Source organism: Arthrobacter sp. YC-RL1 (genome assembly GCF_001454985.1).
Classification (GTDB): domain Bacteria; phylum Actinomycetota; class Actinomycetes; order Actinomycetales; family Micrococcaceae; genus Glutamicibacter; species Glutamicibacter soli.
In genome coordinates, this window is the sequence record NZ_CP013297.1 from 2,513,754 (window position 1) to 2,533,503 (window position 19,750).

Consider the following 19,750-nt stretch of genomic DNA (forward strand, 5'->3'; position numbering starts at 1 on the left):
GAACATGTATCCCCGCGACAAATTCACGCATTCCGCCCCCGACGGTCCCCGGCGCGGCGCCCGCAACCTGATGACCATGGCCGCGACGCTGTCCATCGCCGCCATGGCGCTGGCCGGATGCAGCCCGGTCCCCGGCGCCCAGGCCTCCGACGGCATCGTCAACACCCAGGTCAGCGCCGAGACCGCGAGCTTCTTCAACAGCGACTCGGTGCACGAGATCAACGTCGAGGCCGACGAGCAGGACGTGGCCGCAGCGCTGGAGGCCTATGAGTCGGAGCAGTCCAAGGAATGGATCAGCGCAACCGTCACCATCGACGGCACCGTATTCCTGAACGCCGGCCTGCGGCTGAAGGGCAATTCCACGCTGCGCCAGGCGGACACCGGTTCGGACCCGCAGGACCTGCCCTGGCAGATCCGGCTGGACAAATTCGTCGACGGCCAGAGCTACGCGGGCCGCACGCAGTTCGTGGTGCGCACCAACACCTCGCAGACCTCGCTGAACGAGGCAGTGGCGCTGGCGTTGCTCGGCGAGGCGGGGCTGGCCACCGAGCAGGCGGCGGCCACCCGGTTCACGCTTAACGGCTCCGCGGCCCAGCTCCGGCTGGTCATCGACAATCCCTCCGATGAGCTGTACAGCGCGGCGGTGTTCACCGGTGAAGGCATCACCTACAAGGCCGATTCCAGCGGCGACTACTCCTACCGAGGCGCCAGCGGCAGCGACTACGACAGCGCCTTCAGCGTGGAGTCAGGGGCCGAGGACCTGACGCCGATCGCCGAGTTCCTGGACTTCGTGAACAACTCCTCCGACGCGGACTTCGCCGCACAGCTGGCCGAGCACCTGGACGTCGACCAGTTCGCGACCTATCTGGCGATGCAGGACCTGGTCGCGAATTCCGATGACATCGACGGGCCGGGCAACAACTCGTTCCTGCGCTACGACACCTCCAGCGGCACGATGACCGTGGTCGCGTGGGACCAGAACCTGTCCTTCGGCGGCATGGGTGGCATGGGCGGTGCTCGCGGCGGCGCCGACGGCCCAGTCGGGAGCGGCCCGGGGACCGACGCGATGCTCGAACGCTTCCTTCCCGCCGGCGCGGATGTGCAGGCGGCGACGGCGCAGATCACGCAGGGGATCTTACCCGAGGGCGCGGCCCTGCCCGAAGGCATGAAGCTCACCGGGGACACCACCTTGCTGCAGGTGCTGCAGCAGCTGGGCAAGGGCGAGCTGCCCGCCGGCCTGTCACCGCAGGACGGGCAGCGCCCCGGGCAGCAGGACGCAGGCGGATCTGCCGACCCCGAGGCGCAGGGCGACGGGCAGGGCGATCTCCAGGCAGGGCGCCCGCGCGCAGCGAACGACAATCCGCTGGTCACCCGGTTCCTGGCCAACACGGACTTCAGTGCCAAGGTCGAACAGGCGAAAACCGAACTGACCGCGAAGCTCTACGATTCGGGGGCGGCGCAGCAGATCCTGGACACCTGGAGCGCGCTGCTCACCAGCCAGGCAGGCGACCTGGTCGACGCGGATACGGTGGCATCGGAGGCGGAAGCGATCAGCGCCTACTTCACCAAGGACACCGGCTCGGGCGCGAGCCAGGCGCCGGGTCTGGTTCCAGGCCAGGCTCCGCAACGCGGTGCCCGGCAGGACGAGGCGACGCAAAACACGGCGGACCCTGACTCCGGCCAGTCCTGAACCATCCAGAGGCAGGAAAAAATCCGGCATCCCGCCGCTGCGAGGCGGAAGGATGCCGGATTGTGATGTGGCAGCCGGCTGCTAGCGGGCGGCGAGCGCCCTGGTCACCTCATCGATGATCACCGGCAGCAGCGCGGCGAACGCGCGGGCGCGGTGCGAGATCGCGTTCTTCTCCTCGGGGGTGTGCTCGGCCATGGTCTTGCCGGAGCCCTCGGGTTCGAAGATCGGGTCGTAGCCGAAGCCGTGGGATCCGGCGCGCTGGGTGCGCAGCACTCCGGCCGAGGTGCCCAGTTCCACGTGCTCGGCACCGGCCGGGGTGGCCAGCGCGGCGGCGCAGACGAACTGCGCGGCGCGGTGCTCTGCGGCGATATCCCCCAGCTGCGCGAGCAGCAGGTCGATGTTCGCCTCGTCGTCGCCGTGCACGCCCGACCAGCGGGCGGAGAAGATGCCCGGGGCGCCGCCCAGCACGTCGACGCTCAGCCCGGAGTCGTCGGCCAGCGCGATCAGCCCGCTGGAGGCGGCGACCTCGCGGGCCTTCTTCAGTGCGTTGCCGGCGAAGGTGACCTGGTCCTCGACCGGGTCGCTGGCCCCGGCGGCGGCCGCGTCGATCACTTGGGTGTCGACGTCCAGCCCCGGCACCTTGCCGCGCAGCAGCTCGCGCAGTTCGCGCAGCTTGCCGGCGTTGTGCGAGGCCAGGACCAGCACGGGCGCGCTCACTGGGCGGCCCGCAGGGTCTCCCGCTGGATCTGCGCGAGCTCGTTGGTGCCGCCCAGGGCGAGGTCCAGCAGCGCGTCCAGCTCGGCGCGCTTGAACGGCGCGCCCTCGGCGGTGCCCTGCACCTCGACGAAGTCGCCGGAGCCGGTGACCACGACGTTCATGTCGGTCTCCGCGCGCACGTCTTCCTCGTAGGGCAGGTCAAGCATCGGGGTGCCGTCGATGATGCCCACCGAGATGGCGGCGACCGAGTCGGTCAGCACCTTGGCGTTCTGCTTCAGGATGCCCTGGGAGCGGGCCCACTCAATGGCCTCGGCCAGCGCCACATAGGCACCGGTGATCGCGGCGGTGCGGGTGCCGCCGTCGGCCTGCAGCACGTCGCAGTCGAGCACGATGGTGTTCTCGCCCAGCTGCTTGGTGTCCACCACGGCGCGCAGCGAGCGGCCGATCAGGCGGGAGATCTCATGGGTGCGCCCGGAGAGCTTGCCCTTGACCGATTCGCGGGAGTTGCGGGTGTTGGTGGCACGCGGGAGCATGGCGTATTCGGCGGTGACCCAGCCGGTGCCCTCGCCCTTCAGCCAGCGCGGCACGCCTTCGGTGAACGACGCGGTGCACAGCACGCGCGTGTTGCCGAATTCGATCAGGGCCGAGCCTTCGGCCTGGGCGGACCAGCCGCGGGTGATGGTAATGTCTCGAAGTTGCGCGGCGCCTCGGCCGTCGGCACGTAAAGTCATGCTTCCATCCTATCCACTGGCCGGGCTCCGCCGCGCACATCGGGCCTACGCTTCGGGGTGGATCACCACACAGCAGCGCCCCTTGGCGGGGCTGAGCTCGGCGCGCCGCGCATCGCAGCGGCATCCGGCGAGCACCCCGGAGACCAGCTCCTGGTTCATCGAGCAGACCATCTGGGTCTGGTGCTGGGCCACCAGGTGGAAGGGGCAGTTGGCCATGGTGATGTCGCCGTTCTCCTCCTGCACCGGCTCGTAGCCCAGCTCGCGCAGCAGCTGCATCAAGTTCTCGCCCGACTCCCCCAGCTCGATCCCCGCGCTGCGCGCGGCGGCCAGCAGCGCACCCATCACGACGCCGCTGCTATCGCTCGCGGCAGCGGTGGCCAGCAGGCTTCCGAGCAGCCGGTAGTTGCGCGGTGGCACGGTCAGCGAGATCTCCTGCTGCGCAGGCTCGTAAAGCTTGGCCGGACGGCCGGCGCCGGGCCCGGTTTTCCCCTGCAGCCGGGCATAGGTATTCGCGAGCAGCCCTGCCTCGCTCAGGTTGTCCAGGTGGTAGGCGGCCAGCGTGCGGCTGATCCCGGCCGCGGCCGCCGCCTCGTCCCGGCTAACCGGCTCGCTACGGGAAAGGACGTAGTCGAAGAGGCGGCGGCGCACCGGATCCGTCAGCGTTTTGAGCATTTGCTGGGTCATGGGTTTCTGCATCTTCGACATGACCGAATTCTATCAACAATAGATCTTGACAAATAGGGTTAAGCGGAGAATTCTAAGATGCACATAGATTAGTTTTAGAGGGTGGTGATCATGAATGCTGCCTACAGCGGACGTCTCCCTGCGTCCCTGGCCCCGGCAACTTTTGGTGCGCGGATCTTCAGTGATCCGTCGTTCGGTGCGTTCTGGATCTTGCGCATCGGTTTTGTCCTCCTGCCGCTGCTGATGGGCGTGGACAAGTTCATCAACGTCATGACCTACTGGCCGGACTACCTGGCCCCGTGGGTTCTCTCGCTGCTGCCGTTCTCGGCGGCCACGGCGATGTACCTGGTCGGGGCGGTGGAGATCATCGCAGGCATCGCGATCGCGATCAAGCCGCGCTATGCCAGCTACATCGTTGCCCTCTGGCTGCTTGGCATCATCGTGAACCTGTTGCTGCTCGGCGGCGTGCTGGATGTCGCCCTGCGCGATGTCGGGCTGCTCGTCGCGGCGCTGGCGCTCTCCCGCCTCGCCGCGGAATTCGATCCGCCCTTCGGTGCGCGCCAGCGGAAGGCACGCACCTCATGAATCCACTCGACCAACTCGACGAGGCCTTGGCCGAGGTGGAGGAACTCGACGGGCAGGCTCCCAGCCTGCCCACCCGGTTGCTGTCTCCTCAGCAGGCCGGGGAAATGGACCTCGCGGCCGCCGAACACGCCGCCGGCGAATTCCTGCGCGCGCTGGGCATGGACCTGGGCACGGCACATCTGCAGCGCACCCCCGCCCGCATGGTGCAAGCCTGGGCGCAGATGCTGACCCCGCGCGACTTCACCTTCACGACATTCCCCAACGAGGAGCACTACGACCAGCTGGTGGTGCTGCGCGATAATCCGGTGCGCTCGGTGTGCGAGCACCACCTGTTCCCCTTCACCGGGCGGGCCTGCGTGGGCTACCTGCCCGGCGAGCGCACCGTGGGCCTGTCGAAGCTGGCGCGCATCGTCGAGCACTTCGCCTGCCGTCCGCAGACCCAGGAACGGCTGACCCAGCAGATCGCCGATTGGCTGCGCAAGGTGCTGAGCCCGCGGGCGGTCGGAGTGGTGATCTCCGCCGAGCATTCGTGCATGAGCCTGCGCGGGGCCAACACCCCGGGCACCAGCACGGTGACCTCCGCCCTGCTCGGGCACCTGCGGGACAACGCCGGCGCACGCCAAGAATTCCTGTCCTTCTCCGGCCTGATGAACAACTGAGATTCCGGCTCGACAGCGCTTTGCCCGGACTGCACGCCTAGTGAAAGGAACATCCAATGAGCACCGATGGACATCTGGTGATCGTCGGCGGTGGGTTGGCCGCGGCAAAGAGCGCAGAGCACCTGCGGCTGCAGGGCTACACGGGGCCGGTCACGATCTTCGCCGGCGAGGACCACCTGCCCTACGAGCGCCCGCCGTTTTCCAAGGACTACCTGCAGGGCAAGTCTGAGTTCGACCAGGCGATGGTGCACCCCAAGCAGTGGTACGCGGTCAACCACGTCAACGTCCGGCAGGCTACCAGCGTCGTGGCGCTCGACCCGGTGGACAAGAAGCTGCGGACCTCGGCCGGGGACACGGTTGACTGGGACGCCATGATCCTCGCCACCGGTTCCGCCCCGCGCCGCCTGCCGCTACCCGGCACCGACGCTCAGAACGTCTACTACCTGCGCACCGTCGAGGACTCCACCGCGATCCGCGAGCACTTCGGGCCCGGCCGGCGGCTGGTGCTCATCGGCGGCGGCTGGATCGGACTCGAGATCGCCGCCGCAGCGCAACTGGCAGGAACCGAGGTGACCATCCTGGAGGGAGCCGCGCAGCCGCTGCTAGCGGTGCTCGGCCCGGAGATCTCCCCGCACTTCGCCAAGCTGCACACCGACCACGGGGTCAACCTGCGCTGCAGCGTGAAGATCACCGAGGTCGCCACCCAGAACGGCAGGGCCGCCGGGGTCCTGCTGGCGGACGGCGAGCTGGTGCCGGCCGATGCGGTGGTCATCGGCATCGGCGTCGCCCCGCAGATCGAGCTGGCGCAGGCCGCCGGGCTGAAAACCGAGAACGGCGTGCTGGTGGATTCCGCGTTGCAGACCAGCAATCCTGACATCTACGCGGTGGGCGACATCGCGAACCACAACCATCCGGTCCTCGAACGCAGGGTGCGCGTGGAGCACTGGGCCACGGCGCTGAACCAGCCGGCCGCCGTGGCGGCGAGCATCACCGGCACACGCACCGAATACACGGAGCTGCCCTACTTCTTCAGCGACCAGTACGACCTGGGGATGGAATACATCGGGCACGCACCCAACGGGTCCTACGACCGCATCATCGTGCGCGGGGATCCGTCGGTGCGCGAATTCATGGCGTTCTGGGTCAATGCCCAGAACCAGGTGCTCGCCTGCATGAACGTGAACATCTGGGATGTCATGGACGACTTCAAGGCGCTGATCCTGTCCCGGAAGGGCGTTGATCCGGCCAAGCTCGCCGATCCGTCAGTTCCCTTGGGCGATCTGTTCTAGGAGATCCGGTCAGGCACCATCAGGTTAAAGCAGTCGGCCATCCGGAACCTCCCTTCTGGGAAGTCCCGGATGGCCGATTGCCTTGGCCGGCAGCCAACGGCTACATGCTCGCGCAGTGCTCCGTGGACGGCGCGGCTGCCTTCTGCTTGGCGCGCGGGACGATCTTGTCGAAGACCCAGGCGAAAACGAAGGTGTAGATCAGGAAGAAGACCAGCAGGCCTGCTTCCAGCATCAGCGCCTCAAGAATCGTGACGCCGAGGATGAGCGCGAGGATGGGGACCAGGATGACCACCAGTCCGCCCTCGAAGCCCAGCGCGTGGGCAATGCGGCGGCGCAGCGTACGCTCGGTGTTGTCCTGCCGCTGCTCCCACGCGTCGAACATCATGTTGAAGAGGTAGTTCCAGATCAGCGCGACCGCCGAGGAAACGACTGCGACGGTGGATGAATGCGATCCGGAAAACCCGAGAAGCGAAAGGCCGAAGGTGGTCGCGACAATGGCGATGAGCTCATAGCTGACGACGTAAACAACCCGGCGAAGCGTGGCGGACACGAAAATCTCTCCCAATACGTTGATGCCACAGGAAGTCCTCGATGAGGTTTCGCGTCCATGGTCAGTGAATAAACCGGCAAGGCGGCGGTAATCCTGCCTGCCCTGCTGATTTAACGCTAGCACCAAGGAAACACCGGGGCATTAACTGGTAATCAAGCTCACCACCTGTGCATTAACTCATCAGGCCCGAAACCGGTGATACCGGTTCCGCGCCTGATGCGCGTTGCCGCGCTGCTACTTCTTGCGCTTGAGCAGCGGGAACTTGCGGGTCTTCTCGTACTTGACCACCGGCAGCGTGCCGGTTTCCGAGACGATGTAGTCGGTGCCGCGGTCGCCCTTGAACAGCTCCGGATCCTTGCCGTCCTTCAGGCTGCCCGAGTACACGCCGTAGGTGACACCGGAAACCGCCACGGCGATGCCGCGGTCGTAGGTTTCCCGGGCCTCTTCGACCACCTTGTTGATGTCGGTCCACACCGGGATGTGGGTCAGCAGCATGCGTTCGGCCTGCGCGGCGGTCGCCATTTCGCCGGCGCGCTTGCCGGTCAGGTGCACGCCGTCGATCGCGTCGTCGCGGCCTTCCTCGAAGGCTGCTTCGCACAGGAACATGTCCGCCTTGTGGGCTGCATCGACCAGGCCCTGGCAGGTGTCGGTGTCGCCCGAATAGGTGAGCACGCTGGTCATGATCTCGCCCTCGGGGGTCGGTTCGCGGGCCTCCACGCGCAGGGCGTAGGCCTCCTCGATCGGGTGGCGCACCGGGTACGGGGTGATCGTGAACGGTCCAAGGTGCACCGGCGTCAGCGGCTCCCAGACCTGGAAGTTGTAGTCCTGGTGCATGGTGTCGCCCTCGGGCAGCCCGTAGGCGGTCTCGATGCGGTTGGCCGTGTCGGCCGGGCCGTGCACCAGCATCTTCTCGCGGCCCCAGCCGGTGGGATCCCAGCGGATCGCCACGTGCAGGCCGCACAAGTCCATGCAGTGATCCGGATGAAGGTGCGAGATCATGATCCCGTCGATGTCCTTCAGATCGGTGTAGCGCTGCAGGACGCCGAGCGCGCCGGAGCCCAGATCCAGCAGGATCTTCCAGTCGCGCGTGCCATCAAAGGCCGACACCAGGTAGCAGGACGCGGGAGAGCCCGGCCCCGGGAACGACCCGGTGCATCCAATGATGGTCAACTTCATTCGGTTCTCGCTTTCGACGCGGCGATCATCTGCGGGGTAATCCGCGCGATGGCTCCGGTCGGATAGTGGGCGGCCACATGGTCCACATGGCGCACCTGCAATACCTCGGGGCCGAGGAAGCGGCGAGCCAGTACCCCAAAGCTATCAGCGTTGCCCGTCGCAAGGAATTCGTGACGCGCCGTCGCCCCGTCCTCGCGGACCAGGGAATGCTTGGTCAGCGCCCTGAACGCGTCCTTGGCGGTCTCCTCCGCGGAGGACACCAGGGTCACCGAATCCCCCATCACGTAGGAGATCACGCCGGTGAGCAGCGGGTAGTGGGTGCAGCCCAGGATCAGCGTGTCCACGCCCTTGGCCTGCAGCGGGGCCAGGTACTCCTCGGCGATGCCCAGCAGCTCCGGTCCGGCGGTGATGCCGGATTCGACGAACTCCACGAACCGCGGGCACGCCACGGAGGTCACTTCCAGGTTCGGGGCGGCGGCGAAGGCGTCCTCGTAGGCGCGCGAGCCCACGGTGGCCTGGGTGCCGATGATGCCGATCTTGCCGTTCTTGGTGCCTGCCACCGCGCGGCGCACGGCCGGCTGGATGACCTCGACCACGGGGATGCCGTAGCGGGCGGTGTAGCGTTCACGGGCGTCGCGCAGCACCGCGGCGGAGGCCGAGTTACAGGCGATGACCAGCAGCTTCACCCCGGCGTCCACCAGTTCGTCCATCACGCCCAGCGCGTTCGCGCGCACCTGGGCGATGGGCAGCGGGCCGTAGGGAGAGTTCTTGGTGTCCCCGACGTAGATCAGCGACTCCCCGGGCAGCTGGTCGATGATGGCGCGGGCAACGGTCAGCCCGCCCACGCCCGAGTCGAAGATGCCGATGGGGGTGTCGGCGTCCGGTGCGGAAACCTGTCCGGTGGCGAAAAATGAGTTCACGTGTGCTAGTACTCCGCATTCATCAGCGCGTGCATCAAGGTGTCCTGCACCCAGGAAACCAGGTTGTAGACCAGGCCAAGGTATTCCTCCGGGGTGGTCACGTCCTTGGCGTCGTTGATCTGCGAGATGCGCTCGGAGTCCGCCTCGCTGCGGATTTCCAGCCGCTCGGAGAGCACCAGGCGCACGTCGTTCAGCGCCTGGGCGAAACGCCGGGCCCCGGCCGGGTCGAGCACGATCTTGTCGGTTTCCAGCAGGAATTGCGCCTCGCGCAGCCGGCCGATCTTCTCACCGATCAGATCCGATTCGGTCAGCCGGCGGTGCTCCTCGGCAACCTGCGGGTCATCGCTCGCGTCGGGCAGCAGCCGGGCCAGCGCCGGGTCGCTGATCGGCGGCAGCTTCAAGTCCGCCGGGCGCATGCCGGTCAGCGCGTACAGCGGATCGATGTCCTCGGGCAGGCGGTGCATCTCGGCGCGCTCTTCGAGCATGTGGATGATGTCGGAAAAGAGGTCGCGCAGCAGCTTGCGCTCGGCCGAATGCAGCGAGCCGGTGATGCCCCGCGAGCCGTACTTGAAGGCTTTCGCCACGCCTAGGCCTCCTGGGTCATGGTGGCCTGCAGTCCGAATCCGTGCATGGCGTGCACGTCGGACTCGATCGCCTCGCGCGCGCCGCTGCGCACGGTGCAGAAGCCGTCGTGATGCACCTGGAGCATCAGCTTGTCGGCTTTTTCCGGGCTGAAACCAAAGTACGAGCGGAACACGTAGGACACGTAGCTCATCAGGTTGACGGGGTCGTTCCACACGATCAGGCGCCAGGCCTTCTCGGTGGATTCCCGGATTTCAGGGGAGGAAAGTACATCGGGCATTGCGGTCATGCCAACCATTTTACGCCCGCTTCCTGAGCGCGGCGCCGTCCGGCCCGAATCACGGCAATGCGGTCAGCCGTTATACAGTAAAAGCTGGTTCGCCTCCTGGGAGGCGGCAGAGTCCAGAGCACACACACGATTCAGGAGCGTTCATGCGCACCAGCCTCTTCACCGACCACTACGAGCTGACCATGCTGCAGGCCGCCTTGGCCTCCGGCGCGGCGCACCGCCCGAGCGTGTTTGAAGCCTTCTCCCGCCGGCTGCCCGAGGGACGCCGCTACGGCGTGGTCGGCGGAACCGGCCGCCTGCTCGAAGGACTGGCCGACTTCCACTTCGGCGATGACGAGTTGAAGTTCCTCTCGGACAACAAGGTCGTGAATGCCGAGACCCTGAAGTACCTGGAGAACTTCACCTTCACCGGCACCATCACCGGCTACGCGGAGGGCGAGCTGTACTTCCCGAACTCGCCGCTGCTCATGGTCGAGTCCACCTTTGCCGAGGCCTGCGTGATCGAGACCTACCTGCTCTCGGTGATGAACCACGACTCGGCCATCGCCTCCGCCGCCTCGCGCATGATCGCCTCCGCCGCGAACCGCCCGTGCATCGAGATGGGCTCGCGCCGCACCCACGAGGAATCCGCGGTCGCCGCGGCCCGCGCCGCGATCATCGCCGGCTTCGACTCCACCTCCAACCTGGAGGCCGGGGCCCGCTACGGCTTGAAGACCGTGGGCACCTCCGCGCACTCCTTCACTCTGCTGCACGACACCGAGCGTGCGGCCTTCGAGGCGCAGGTCGCCTCGCTGGGCCGCGACACCATCCTGCTGGTGGACACCTACGACGTGGAAACCGGCGTGCGCACCGCGGTGGAGGTGGCCGGTCCCGAGCTGGGCGGCGTGCGCCTGGACTCTGGAGACCTGGTCCAGCAGGCCGGCTGGGTGCGCGCCCTGCTGGACGATCTGGGCAACTGGAACACCAAGATCACCGTCACCTCGGACCTGGACGAATACGCCATCGCCGCGCTGGCCAGCGCCCCGGTGGACTCCTACGGCGTGGGCACCGCCCTGGTCACCGGTTCCGGCCACCCGACCGCCTCCATGGTCTACAAGCTGGTCTCCCGGCAGAACGACGCCGGCGACTGGATCCCGGTGGCCAAGGCCGCCGCGAACAAGGCCAGCGTGGGCGGACGCAAGTACGCGATGCGTGAGCTGAACGAGCGCGGCCGCGCCGTCGCCGAGGTCGTCTCCACCTCCGAGTACACCACCGGCGGACCCGAGCGCGACCTGATGGTCCCGCTGGTGGTCAACGGCGAGATCGATGCTTCGTTCATCGGCCCGCAGGGCGTGGCCAAGGCCGCCGCACGCCACCGCGCCTCGATCCAGGAAATGCCCGGCGAGGCCCGCAAGCTGCAGCGCGGCGAACCGGTCATCCCCACCGTCATGGTGCGCAGCTAACCCGCACCCGGCGCCCACCACACGCACAGCGGCGGGCGTTAAGATCCATCCACCCGAGCGTTATACCGCCACGCCCCAAGGAGGCTGCCATGAACCGCGCCCTGCTGATCATCGACGTGCAACCGGACTTCTGCGAAGGAGGTGCGCTGGCCGTGGCCGGGGGCAACCTGGTCGCCGCGGGCATCGCCGGGGACGTGCGCTCGCGCCGCGCAAGCTACGCCGCGATCGCCACCACCCAGGACTGGCACATCGATCCCGGGGCGCACTTCTCGCAGGAGCCGGACTTCATCGACTCCTGGCCGGTGCACTGCGTGGCAGGGAGCGACGGGGCGGCCCTGCACCCGCAGATCGCCGGGCTCCAGGTCGACGCGCATTTCGCCAAGGGCCGCTTCGCCGCCGCCTACTCGGGCTTCGAGGCGCGCCGGCTCGACCCGGCCGCCGACCCCGCCGACGAGTCCGGTGCGCTGCTGGGCGACTGGCTCACCGAACGCGGCATCACCGCCGTGGACGTGGTGGGCCTGGCCGCCGACCACTGTGTGCGCGCCACCGCCCTGGACGCGGCCGCGGCGGGCTTCGCCACCACCGTGCTCGCCCCGCTGACCGCCGCGGTTTCCCCGGAGAACATGCCGGCGGTGAACGACCAGCTGCGCGCCGCCGGGGTCACGGTGCTGACCCTGGGCTAGCTTTCCCCTCCACGCTCCTGCGGCAGTCCGCCGCCGGTTTTCCGGCGGCCTGTTGCGTTGCGCTGACTGGTACCGCCTAGCACGGTGCGACGGCGTGGGCCGGGCCGCTGCTGGCCGGATTGCTGCGGGCAAGGTCCCGGCGGGCGAAGTCCACGCACAGCGCGCTGAATCCCAGGGTGTAGAGGCGCTGCACGGTGCCCGGGTGCAGCTTCGGGGAAACCAGGCTCGCCGCGCTGGCCGCCAGCAGGCCCAGCACCGCGGGAGCCGCCAGCCGGCGGCGCGCCGAGGCCCCTGGCTGCCGGCCGAACTCCCGCCAGTAGCTCGCCACCAGCGCCATCGAAGCGGCCGAGGCCAGCGCCGTGGTTACATAGTGGCGCCCGTGGCTGGCGCTGGTTCCGGAACCGTCCGGGCGCTCGGCGCGCCGCGGGGATCCTGGATCGTCGAAGGACACCGGGTAGTCCAGCGGGCTGAGCGCATCGCCGATGGTCGCGGCCCCGAAGGCGGCCAGCGACGCGCTCAGCAGCCCGCGCGGATCCGAGTCCCCCGGACGCGAGGCGCAGGCCGCCACCAGGTAGCACCCGGCCGAGGCCATATCTGTCCATTGGAAGAGCCCCCGATGCCAGCGGTCCCGGGCCGCCAGCTCGGAGAGCATGGCGGTGCGCGGATCCAGCGGCCAGCCAAGCACCGCCTCCCCCAGGATGCCCAGCGAGTAGGCCGCGGCGCCCGCGCCCAGCGCCGCCGCCCGGATCCTCGCACGCCGCAGTTCCGCGCCCCCGCCAGGGTCTTGGATTTTGTTCATTCTCCTGCGCTCCCTTCGCCGTGCTCCGCTGCGTCGTGCTCCCTCTCGGAGCCGCCCACCTTCAGCGCCGGCTCGGCCGGCAGTCCTGCGCCCGGGCTGCCCAGGGTCAGCCATAGGCAGGATCCAAGGCTCAACGCGATGGCGCCGTACTTGGCCAGCTCCCAGCCCTCGCGGGCCGCATCGCCCAGCAGCAGCATGCCTGCAATGCCCGGCACCACCACCTCGATCACGGTGAACACCGCTGTCGCCGGTCCCACGTGGCCGAATTCCAGCGCCCGGGTGTAGCCGGCCATCGCCACCACCCCGAAGCCGAGCACCAGCCAGAGCATCGGCTCGCGCAGCAGCTGGATCACCCCGCCGTCCAGCACCAGCCCGCGGGCGCCCAGCGCAGCGCCGGAGGCGGCCAGCCCGGCGAGCACCGCGGTCGGCATCGGCGCCCGCTTCCGGTAGAGCACTGCCAGAGCCGCAGCGAGCACCGGCAGCGCTCCGGCCAGCGTCCAGACCAGCGGCTGGGCGGCGGGCTGCGCTGGCTGGGTTCCGGTGGACAGGGCGAGCACCGCCAGCCCTGCGATCAGCAGGCCCATGGCGAGAAGCTGCGCGCGGCTCAGCTCGCTGGCGAACACCCAGCGCGCCAGCAGCATGGTGACCACCAGCGATCCAGCCAGCAACGCCTGCACCGTGAACAGGGTCAGATCCTGCAGGGCCCGCAGCGAGCACAGCCAGGCCAACAGGTCCAGGCCGATCCCGGCGAGGTAGAGCGGGTGGGCGTAGACCTTCGCCCCGCCGACCCGGCGCGCCGCCACGGCTTCCAGCACCGAGGCGGTTCCGTAGCCGATGCTGGCGGCCAGCGCCGCGGTGAGCCCCGGCAGCATCAGGCACGCTCCGGACGCAGCCTGGGCAGCGCCGGCAGCTCGGCCAGCCCCTCGGCCTGGGCCATGCGCAGGCCCTGGGAGAGCCACAAATCCACGGTGCCCACCGCGGCGTAGCGTGGCTGCCAGCGCGGATCGTACTTCGTATTGAAGCGGTACAGCGACTCCACCTGGGCGTGCTTGGAAGCCTGCTTGGCGACCAGGCGTTCGAACCAGCCGCCGGCTGCCTGTTGCCCGCCGGCCACCGCCTCGCGCAGCACCGCGAAGTTCAGCCCCAGCTCGCCGCCACCCTCGCCCGCCAGCTTGCCGAGCATCTCGATGATCAACAAGTCCATCAGGCCGCCGGGCAGCTGCCCGGAGGTGCTGCGCCGCATCACATCCAGCGACCAGCCGCGCAGCGCGGGGGCCGGCACCCACTGGATGAACGCCTGCGGGGTGCCGGCCCCGTCGTAGGCGATGGACAGCAGCAGGCCGGTGTCCGCCGGGTCGAACAGGCGCGAGAGCGTCATGGAGAAGCCGCGCTCAGCCTCCCCGCGCCGGCTCTCGCCGGCCAGGTCGGCCAGCCGGGCGCGCACCGCCGGATCCAGCCGCAGCGGGTCCACGTGTTCGACGCGGTAGCCCGCGCGCAGCAGCCGGGCGTGGGATTGGCGCAGCGACTTGGATTTCTTGCCCGCCAAGCTGAAGCTTGCGCTGTCCACGATCGCCTCGTCGCCCAGGTACACCGTGCGCAGGCCCGAGCGCTCGTAGGTCTCCAGCCAGTTTTCCGCGGCGCCCAGCACGCTGACCGACCAGCCGCGCTGCTCGGCGAACACCATGAATTCGGCCCAGGTTTCCCCGCGCTCGGCGGCCGGCCCGATGGGATCCGGGGAGACCAGGCAGACCGAGCCGCGCACCGCGTAGGCGATCACGCTCTGCCCCAGGAAGAACCAGCGCTTGTCGTCGCGCAGCGCGAAATAGTCAAGGGTGCCGCCGCCGTGGCGGGCGACGATCTCCCGTGCCCGTTCGCGGTCGGCCAGGTGCGCGGCGGCATCGGCGGGGGCGGTGTGCGAGCCGGTGTACTGGTACCACCACAGCAGCCCGGCCAGGCCCAGCAGCACCGCGGCGACCAGCGCGAAGCTCAGCGCCAGGTGGTGTTCATGCAGTTCGGCGTCCAGCACCGCGGCGAACTGCCGGGCGCCGGAGCCCAGGTCCTGGTCGGTGGCCAGGGCCAGGCGCAGCACCAGCGCGCCGACCAGCAGGCTCGCCAGCGCCAGCGCCGCCCCGGCCACCAGCAGCGCGCGCTTCAAGGCCAGCCGCCCGGGCCAGACCGGGAAGGCGCGGTATTGCAGCCCCAGCCAGAGCGCGGCCGCCGCGCAGAGCGCCGCCAGCGGCCAGTCAGCGCGCTTGCCCGCGTGCAGCACCGCGATCAGCGCCAGCAGCAGCACCGATCCGGCCCAGGCCACCCGGTTGCCCGAGCGCAGGTAGCGCGCGAGGACGAACAGGCCGAAGGAGCCGAACACCACGTAGATCGCGGAGACCTGGATGAGGAATTCGGGCAGCACCGCCAGCGGCCCGTGCAGCCACGAGTGCAGCGGGCGCAGCAGCGCGGAGAGCAGGCTGAGCAGCCCGAGTCCGATGCCCAGGTACGCGGACGCCGCCCGGGAGCGGTCGCGCCGCTGCACCCGGACGGCGATGGAGGGATTCCTGCTGGTCATAGCAGGAAGTATGCCACTTAAGCCGGGCGGCGTGCGCCCGGTTCCGGCGGCTTATTTGCGGCCGACGAACCAGTCGGAGAGCTTGTCCAGCCGAGCCTGCAGCTGCTCGGCCGTGGCCTGCGGCACGGCCGGCCCGCCGCACACGGTGCGCAGCTTGGTGTGGATCTGCGCGTGCGGGGTTCCGGTGCGCGCGGACCAGGCCGACACGTTCTTGGACAGCTTGGTGCGCAGGTCCATCATCCGGCGGTGGTCGGAGACCGGGGCGGGCTTGGAGGCGCCGCGGCTGATCTGCTTGTTCTGCTGCGCGCGCAACAGCTCGGAGACCTGCTCGGTGTCCAGCAGCCCGGGGATGCCCAAGAAGCCCAGCTCCTCGTCGCTGCCGATGTCGGCGCCGGTGCCGAACTCGCCGCCGTCGAACAAGACGCGGTCGAAGGAGGCTTGCGAGTTCAGCGCCTCGAACTTGTTGCGCGTCAGCTCGTCGCTGGCCTTGTCCTCCTTGTTGGCTTCTTCCAGCAGCGCATCGTCCAGGCCGTCCTCGACCTTGTCGCCCTCGCGGTCCAGCGCGTGGTCGCGCTCGACCTCCATCTCGTTGGCCAGCGCCATGAGCACCGGCACGGAGGGCAGGAACACGCTGGCGACCTCGCCGCGCTTGCGGCTTCGCACGAAGCGGCCCACGGCCTGCGCGAAGAACAGCGGGGTGGAGGTGGAGGTGGCGTACACGCCCACGCACAGCCGGGGCACGTCGACGCCTTCGGAGACCATGCGCACGGCGACCATCCAGCGCGAATCGGACGCGGAGAATTCGTCGATCTTTTCCGAGGCCTTCGGGTCGTCGGAGAGGATCGTAGTGACCTTCTCCCCGCAGATCGCCTCCAGCTGGGCCGCGTAGCCGCGCGCATCCTCGTGGTCGGTGGCGATCACCAGGCCACCGGCGTCCTTCACGGTGCGGCGCACCTCGGACAGGCGGCGGTCGGCCGCCTGCAGCACCGAGGGGATCCAGTCGCCGTGCGGGTCAAGCGCGGTGCGCCAGGCGTGCGCGGTGACGTCCTTGGTGAAGCCCTCGCCGAGGTTAGCCTCCATCTCCTCCCCGCCGGCGGTGCGCCAGCGCATGTTGCCCGAATAGGCCATGAACAGCACCGGGCGCACGACGTGGTCCGCCAGCGCGCTGCCGTAGCCGTAGGTGTAGTCGGCCTTGGAGCGGCGGATGCCGTCGCCCTCGTCGACGTACTGCACAAAGGGAATCGGGGCCGCGTCGGAACGGAACGGGGTGCCGGTCAGCGCCAGGCGCCGGGCGGCGGGCTCGAAGGCCTCGCGGATGCCATCGCCCCAGCTGAGTGCGTCGCCTGCGTGGTGGACCTCGTCCATGATCACCAGGGTGCGCGCGTTCTCGGTTTTCGCGCGGTGCACCGCGGGCTTGAGCGCCACCTGGGCGTAGGTCACGACGACGCCCATGTAGTGCGAGCCGTGGCGCCCGTCGGAATTCTTGTAGTTCGGATCCAGCGCGATGCCCACGCGCGCCGCCGCGTCCGCCCACTGCTTCTTCAGGTGGTCGGTAGGCGCGACGACGATCATTCGGTTGATCTTTCCGGAGTCGATCAGCACCTTGGCCAAGCGCAGCGCGAACGTGGTTTTGCCCGCTCCGGGGGTCGCCACGGCCATGTAGTCCTTGGGCTCCGCCTCGAAGTACTTGGCCAGCGCCTCGGCCTGCCAGGCGCGGAGCTTCGGCCCGGTGCCCCAGGCCGCTCGCTCCGGATACGCTACCGGTAGCTTGTCTTCCAGAGGAAGCTTGTCACCAAAGTCAAAAAGTGCCTGCGTCATTTACCCTTTTCCCGGCCGCGTGCAGAAGTTGTAGGAAGTGCGTGCTTGAAACGCCGCACTACCCCATCAAGGATTCGTAGATTTCCTTGCACTCCGGGCATACCGGGAACTTCTTCGGGTCGCGGCCAGGGGTCCAGACCTTGCCGCACAGGGCGATCACCGGCTCGCCGGACAGCGCCGACTCCATGATCTTGTCCTTCTGCACATAGTGCGCAAAACGCTCGTGATCGCCGGCCTCGACGCTCTGGGTCGTCTCGGTGCGTTCGATCGTGGCCGTGCCACCGCGGGTTTCTTCAGACTGTTCCACCATGCCATCCAGTCTAGTACGTACGACGCTTTCATGGGGCGCACAGGCATGGGAGCTTGTCCACATCGCCCGCTCCTCCCCCGCCTCCCGGCGCTTCCGCCGCGCACGGTATCTACAGGTCACAGAGTGTTCTATCGATGTTCGACCGCTCCGTCGGCCCGCCGCATCCGCGCCGGACAGCGTCCAATGCCGTGTCCCACACGCCATGGTGCCGCGTGGCATGTCCGGAACCCGCAAAAAAATTTTCCGGCACTTCTCCACAATCCGCACCCCACCCACCACCAGCCAGTGCGCCCGGGCGTTCACTGGAGCCATGAACACCACCGCACTGGCTCAAGGCCTCACCAGCCTGCACCACGTACTGACCCAGGTACGTCCCGCGCCCGGTGCCGCCCTGCCCGAACTATCGGGCACCCAGCTGCGGGATTTGGCCACCAGCCTGCTGGACACCTTCGCCGCCCTGCGCGAAACCCTCTCCGATACCACCGATCCCCGCCTGGCCCTGGAACTGGCGACCACCGCCCAGCAGCTCGGCTTCGAAGCGACCCGCATGGATTTGGTCGCCGCCGAACGCACTGCCGCCACCGCCGCCCACACCCTGGCCCACACCGAACTGGAGCACTTGCGCGAGCACCCCGCCGACACCACCAGCACCCCGGTGCGCGCCTGCGGACGCGCCTGCTACCGCAACCCCGAAGAACTGCTGGCCTCCTGGACCCGCGCCCCCTACTGGCACACCCACCGCCTCATCCTGGATTCCATGGACTTGGTGGGGCGCAAGGACTTCACCGGGGCCCGGGTTGCCCCACGGTTCGAGCACCTGGCCGCCCTGCTCTTCGAGTCCGGGGTGGATCCGACGGTGGTGCGGCAGGCCAGCCGGAAACTGGCCAAGGTCGAACCCGAAGACCGCACCTTCGAAGGCACCGCCACCAGCCCGACCCTGTTGCATGCCGATGGGCGCACCGTGGAGGAACACGCCGCCCACGTCCTGGCCGAGGAGTTCATCCCGTTCGCGGCGGTGAAGAAGATCGCCTGCCTGATCCTGGAGGCCATCAACCGGTCCGGGCCAATCCCGCCGGCCTCGCTGCGCCGTGGCGTGTTCCCGCTGCCGATCCGCAGCCCGCACTTCCGCGAGTTTTTGGTGCGGACTTCCACGGCGGAGGGGGCGTGGGTGGATGCGTTGATCGCGGCGGCGAACAAGGCCAGCACGCAGGCCGGGCAGGCCGCGCGGAGGAACCCGGCCTCGGCGAACCCGAACCGGGGGCCAGGCTCAGGCGGGCCGGTGGCGGGGGCGTCGTTTTTCAAGGACCCTGCCGACAATCCGAACCAACCCACGGGGCAGGACCCGCAGCCGCAGGCGGATGCCGCCACCGAGAGCGAAACCACCGGGGCCGGAGCTACCGGGGCCGGCCCCGACGGGGAAGGCGGCTGGTCCATCCAGGACCTGCTGCCCGAAGGATCCGAGCAGCTGCGCTGGGACGATGACGAGTTGTTCATCCCCGAAGCGACCCCGCCCGAACGCGCGTTGAACGCGCTGCTGGAGATCCTGCTGGACGCCACCGGCGACGACCCGCCCGGAACCGCCTTCGGGGACGGCGGCCCGGGCCAGGGATCCCTCTTCGATTCCGACCCCGCGAACGCCGACGAGGACAGCGCCGGCAAGGCCGACTGGGCCGAGGACGGAGACGAGCGCTCCGCCGGGGACCCCGACAAATCCCCGCCACAGCACAAGCGCAAGCGGTTGCGGCCGGTGGTCATCGCCCACCTGCAGCTGAACGACCTGCAACACTTGGCGTCCTCCACGGCGCAGACCGCGCACGGGGTGGACCTGCCGCCGGCCGCGTTGCGGCAGCTGCTGTGCCAGGCGGATCTGATCCCGGCGGTGTTCAACACGGACGGGGTGCTGCTGGACTTCGGGCGGACCAAACGCTTCGTGCCCGAGGTGCTGCAGCGTGCGGTGCTGGCCAGGGACCGGTACTGCCTGGTGCCCGGGTGCACCGCGACGGTGGAGCAGCTGGAGTTCCACCACACCGACCCGTACGCCTTGGGCGGGGAAACGAACTTGGACAAGATCGCTCCGGGGTGCAAGAACCACCACATCGAGTTCGACCATGAGGTGATCAAGATCGTGTGGGTGAAGGGCCTGCCGTGGGTGCTGCTGCCCAAGGACAGGGATCCGGCGCAGCGGTTGCGCAGGAATTACAGTCCACCGGGCGTCCCGACCAGCATCCCGCTACCGGACTCCGACTGATTCCTCTCCCAGCGG

Annotated in this window: 19 protein-coding genes and 1 pseudogene; 7 read left to right on the plus strand and 13 right to left on the minus strand. The window is 68.7% G+C overall.

Features of this window, described 5'->3' with window-relative positions:
- Nucleotides 1–4: 4 nt before the first annotated feature.
- Nucleotides 5–1,690: a CotH kinase family protein gene (locus tag ATC04_RS11640; RefSeq protein WP_052772309.1), complete on the plus strand. Its 1,686-nt coding sequence runs from the start codon at nucleotides 5–7 to the stop codon at nucleotides 1,688–1,690.
- Nucleotides 1,691–1,771: 81 nt separating this feature from the next.
- On the opposite strand, the gene rdgB is transcribed toward ATC04_RS11640, so the two are convergent.
- The 3 genes from rdgB to ATC04_RS11655 are packed head-to-tail and all read right to left on the minus strand — an operon-like array spanning nucleotide 1,772 to nucleotide 3,843.
- Nucleotides 1,772–2,407 (minus strand): RdgB/HAM1 family non-canonical purine NTP pyrophosphatase, encoded by a 636-nt coding sequence (gene rdgB / locus ATC04_RS11645; protein WP_047118771.1) that lies wholly within the window; start codon nucleotides 2,405–2,407, stop codon nucleotides 1,772–1,774.
- Complete coding sequence (gene rph / locus ATC04_RS11650; protein ID WP_047118770.1) at nucleotides 2,404–3,138, minus strand: ribonuclease PH; 735 nt, start codon at nucleotides 3,136–3,138, stop codon at nucleotides 2,404–2,406. Before rph ends, rdgB begins: the two co-directional genes overlap by 4 nt.
- A 45-nt stretch (nucleotides 3,139–3,183) precedes the next feature.
- Entirely contained in the window at nucleotides 3,184–3,843 is a 660-nt protein-coding gene (locus ATC04_RS11655; protein ID WP_152666811.1) for a helix-turn-helix domain-containing protein, read from the minus strand.
- 90 nt (nucleotides 3,844–3,933) lie between these two features.
- Between ATC04_RS11655 and ATC04_RS11660 the strand changes: the two genes are divergently transcribed.
- Genes ATC04_RS11660 through ATC04_RS11670 form a run of 3 tightly spaced genes read left to right on the plus strand, consistent with a single transcriptional unit; the run spans nucleotide 3,934 to nucleotide 6,355 of the window.
- Nucleotides 3,934–4,407, plus strand: coding sequence for a hypothetical protein (locus ATC04_RS11660; protein WP_052772567.1), 474 nt, complete (start codon nucleotides 3,934–3,936; stop codon nucleotides 4,405–4,407).
- Nucleotides 4,404–5,066: a GTP cyclohydrolase I gene (folE, locus tag ATC04_RS11665; RefSeq protein WP_082123845.1), complete on the plus strand. Its 663-nt coding sequence runs from the start codon at nucleotides 4,404–4,406 to the stop codon at nucleotides 5,064–5,066. Before ATC04_RS11660 ends, folE begins: the two co-directional genes overlap by 4 nt.
- Nucleotides 5,067–5,122: 56 nt before the next feature.
- Nucleotides 5,123–6,355: an FAD-dependent oxidoreductase gene (locus ATC04_RS11670; protein ID WP_047118769.1), complete on the plus strand. Its 1,233-nt coding sequence runs from the start codon at nucleotides 5,123–5,125 to the stop codon at nucleotides 6,353–6,355.
- A 100-nt stretch (nucleotides 6,356–6,455) separates the two neighbouring features.
- On the opposite strand, the gene ATC04_RS11675 is transcribed toward ATC04_RS11670, so the two are convergent.
- The 5 genes and pseudogenes from ATC04_RS11675 to clpS form a co-directional block, all read right to left on the minus strand.
- Nucleotides 6,456–6,905, minus strand: coding sequence for a PACE efflux transporter (locus tag ATC04_RS11675; protein ID WP_047120653.1), 450 nt, complete (start codon nucleotides 6,903–6,905; stop codon nucleotides 6,456–6,458).
- 381 nt (nucleotides 6,906–7,286) lie between these two features.
- Nucleotides 7,287–8,081: pseudogene (locus ATC04_RS11680) on the minus strand (MBL fold metallo-hydrolase); the annotation flags it as partial.
- A complete protein-coding gene (gene murI, locus ATC04_RS11685) occupies nucleotides 8,078–9,001 on the minus strand; it encodes a glutamate racemase (protein WP_047118767.1) in 924 nt (307 codons plus the stop codon). The gene murI and the pseudogene ATC04_RS11680, both read right to left, overlap by 4 nt.
- Nucleotides 9,002–9,006: 5 nt before the next feature.
- Nucleotides 9,007–9,585: a DUF2017 domain-containing protein gene (locus tag ATC04_RS11690; protein ID WP_047118766.1), complete on the minus strand. Its 579-nt coding sequence runs from the start codon at nucleotides 9,583–9,585 to the stop codon at nucleotides 9,007–9,009.
- Nucleotides 9,586–9,587: 2 nt separating this feature from the next.
- A complete protein-coding gene (gene clpS / locus ATC04_RS11695) occupies nucleotides 9,588–9,872 on the minus strand; it encodes an ATP-dependent Clp protease adapter ClpS (RefSeq protein ID WP_047120652.1) in 285 nt (94 codons plus the stop codon).
- A 143-nt stretch (nucleotides 9,873–10,015) separates the two neighbouring features.
- Here clpS and ATC04_RS11700 point away from each other — a divergent pair, with 143 nt between their 5' ends.
- On the plus strand, nucleotides 10,016–11,314 hold the full coding sequence (locus ATC04_RS11700) for a nicotinate phosphoribosyltransferase (RefSeq protein ID WP_047118765.1): 1,299 nt from the start codon (nucleotides 10,016–10,018) through the stop codon (nucleotides 11,312–11,314).
- Between the two features lie 89 nt (nucleotides 11,315–11,403).
- Nucleotides 11,404–11,997 carry an isochorismatase family protein gene (locus ATC04_RS11705; protein WP_047118764.1) on the plus strand — a complete coding sequence of 198 codons (594 nt, stop codon included), beginning with the start codon at nucleotides 11,404–11,406 and terminating at the stop codon, nucleotides 11,995–11,997.
- 76 nt (nucleotides 11,998–12,073) lie between these two features.
- Here ATC04_RS11705 and ATC04_RS11710 read toward each other — a convergent pair whose 3' ends face one another.
- From ATC04_RS11710 to ATC04_RS11730, 5 genes are read right to left on the minus strand one after another with little or no spacing between them, the layout of a single operon-like run.
- The gene (locus ATC04_RS11710; RefSeq protein ID WP_052772308.1) at nucleotides 12,074–12,796 is read right to left on the minus strand and encodes a DUF998 domain-containing protein; all 723 of its coding nucleotides are present in this window, start codon (nucleotides 12,794–12,796) and stop codon (nucleotides 12,074–12,076) included.
- Nucleotides 12,793–13,668: a hypothetical protein gene (locus tag ATC04_RS19370; RefSeq protein ID WP_052772307.1), complete on the minus strand. Its 876-nt coding sequence runs from the start codon at nucleotides 13,666–13,668 to the stop codon at nucleotides 12,793–12,795. The genes ATC04_RS11710 and ATC04_RS19370 overlap by 4 nt, the downstream gene beginning before the upstream one ends.
- A complete protein-coding gene (locus ATC04_RS11720; protein ID WP_047118763.1) occupies nucleotides 13,668–15,359 on the minus strand; it encodes a phosphatidylglycerol lysyltransferase domain-containing protein in 1,692 nt (563 codons plus the stop codon). The genes ATC04_RS19370 and ATC04_RS11720 overlap by 1 nt, the downstream gene beginning before the upstream one ends.
- Before the next feature lie 51 nt (nucleotides 15,360–15,410).
- The gene (locus ATC04_RS11725) at nucleotides 15,411–17,177 is read right to left on the minus strand and encodes a DEAD/DEAH box helicase (RefSeq protein ID WP_047118762.1); all 1,767 of its coding nucleotides are present in this window, start codon (nucleotides 17,175–17,177) and stop codon (nucleotides 15,411–15,413) included.
- Nucleotides 17,178–17,235: 58 nt separating this feature from the next.
- A complete protein-coding gene (locus ATC04_RS11730) occupies nucleotides 17,236–17,487 on the minus strand; it encodes a DUF3039 domain-containing protein (RefSeq protein WP_047118761.1) in 252 nt (83 codons plus the stop codon).
- Nucleotides 17,488–17,797: 310 nt separating this feature from the next.
- On the opposite strand from ATC04_RS11730, the gene ATC04_RS11735 reads away from it, so the two are divergent.
- The gene (locus ATC04_RS11735) at nucleotides 17,798–19,735 is read left to right on the plus strand and encodes an HNH endonuclease signature motif containing protein (protein WP_060617027.1); all 1,938 of its coding nucleotides are present in this window, start codon (nucleotides 17,798–17,800) and stop codon (nucleotides 19,733–19,735) included.
- Nucleotides 19,736–19,750: the final 15 nt, after the last annotated feature.

What these genes read in the sequence shown, in the direction of transcription:
- ATC04_RS11705 (WP_047118764.1), top strand. Translation starts at nt 11,404, where the DNA reads ATGAACCGCGCCCTGCTGATCATCGACGTGCAACCGGACTTCTGCGAA.
- rph (WP_047118770.1), bottom strand. Translation starts at nt 3,138, where the DNA reads ATGACTTTACGTGCCGACGGCCGAGGCGCCGCGCAACTTCGAGACATT.
- ATC04_RS11730 (WP_047118761.1), bottom strand. Translation starts at nt 17,487, where the DNA reads ATGGTGGAACAGTCTGAAGAAACCCGCGGTGGCACGGCCACGATCGAA.
- folE (WP_082123845.1), top strand. Translation starts at nt 4,404, where the DNA reads ATGAATCCACTCGACCAACTCGACGAGGCCTTGGCCGAGGTGGAGGAA.
- ATC04_RS11660 (WP_052772567.1), top strand. Translation starts at nt 3,934, where the DNA reads ATGAATGCTGCCTACAGCGGACGTCTCCCTGCGTCCCTGGCCCCGGCA.
- ATC04_RS11725 (WP_047118762.1), bottom strand. Translation starts at nt 17,177, where the DNA reads ATGACGCAGGCACTTTTTGACTTTGGTGACAAGCTTCCTCTGGAAGAC.
- clpS (WP_047120652.1), bottom strand. Translation starts at nt 9,872, where the DNA reads ATGACCGCAATGCCCGATGTACTTTCCTCCCCTGAAATCCGGGAATCC.
- ATC04_RS11640 (WP_052772309.1), top strand. Translation starts at nt 5, where the DNA reads ATGTATCCCCGCGACAAATTCACGCATTCCGCCCCCGACGGTCCCCGG.
- ATC04_RS11735 (WP_060617027.1), top strand. Translation starts at nt 17,798, where the DNA reads ATGAACACCACCGCACTGGCTCAAGGCCTCACCAGCCTGCACCACGTA.
- ATC04_RS11710 (WP_052772308.1), bottom strand. Translation starts at nt 12,796, where the DNA reads ATGAACAAAATCCAAGACCCTGGCGGGGGCGCGGAACTGCGGCGTGCG.
- ATC04_RS11655 (WP_152666811.1), bottom strand. Translation starts at nt 3,843, where the DNA reads ATGTCGAAGATGCAGAAACCCATGACCCAGCAAATGCTCAAAACGCTG.
- ATC04_RS11700 (WP_047118765.1), top strand. Translation starts at nt 10,016, where the DNA reads ATGCGCACCAGCCTCTTCACCGACCACTACGAGCTGACCATGCTGCAG.
- ATC04_RS11720 (WP_047118763.1), bottom strand. Translation starts at nt 15,359, where the DNA reads ATGACCAGCAGGAATCCCTCCATCGCCGTCCGGGTGCAGCGGCGCGAC.
- ATC04_RS19370 (WP_052772307.1), bottom strand. Translation starts at nt 13,668, where the DNA reads ATGCTGCCGGGGCTCACCGCGGCGCTGGCCGCCAGCATCGGCTACGGA.
- ATC04_RS11670 (WP_047118769.1), top strand. Translation starts at nt 5,123, where the DNA reads ATGAGCACCGATGGACATCTGGTGATCGTCGGCGGTGGGTTGGCCGCG.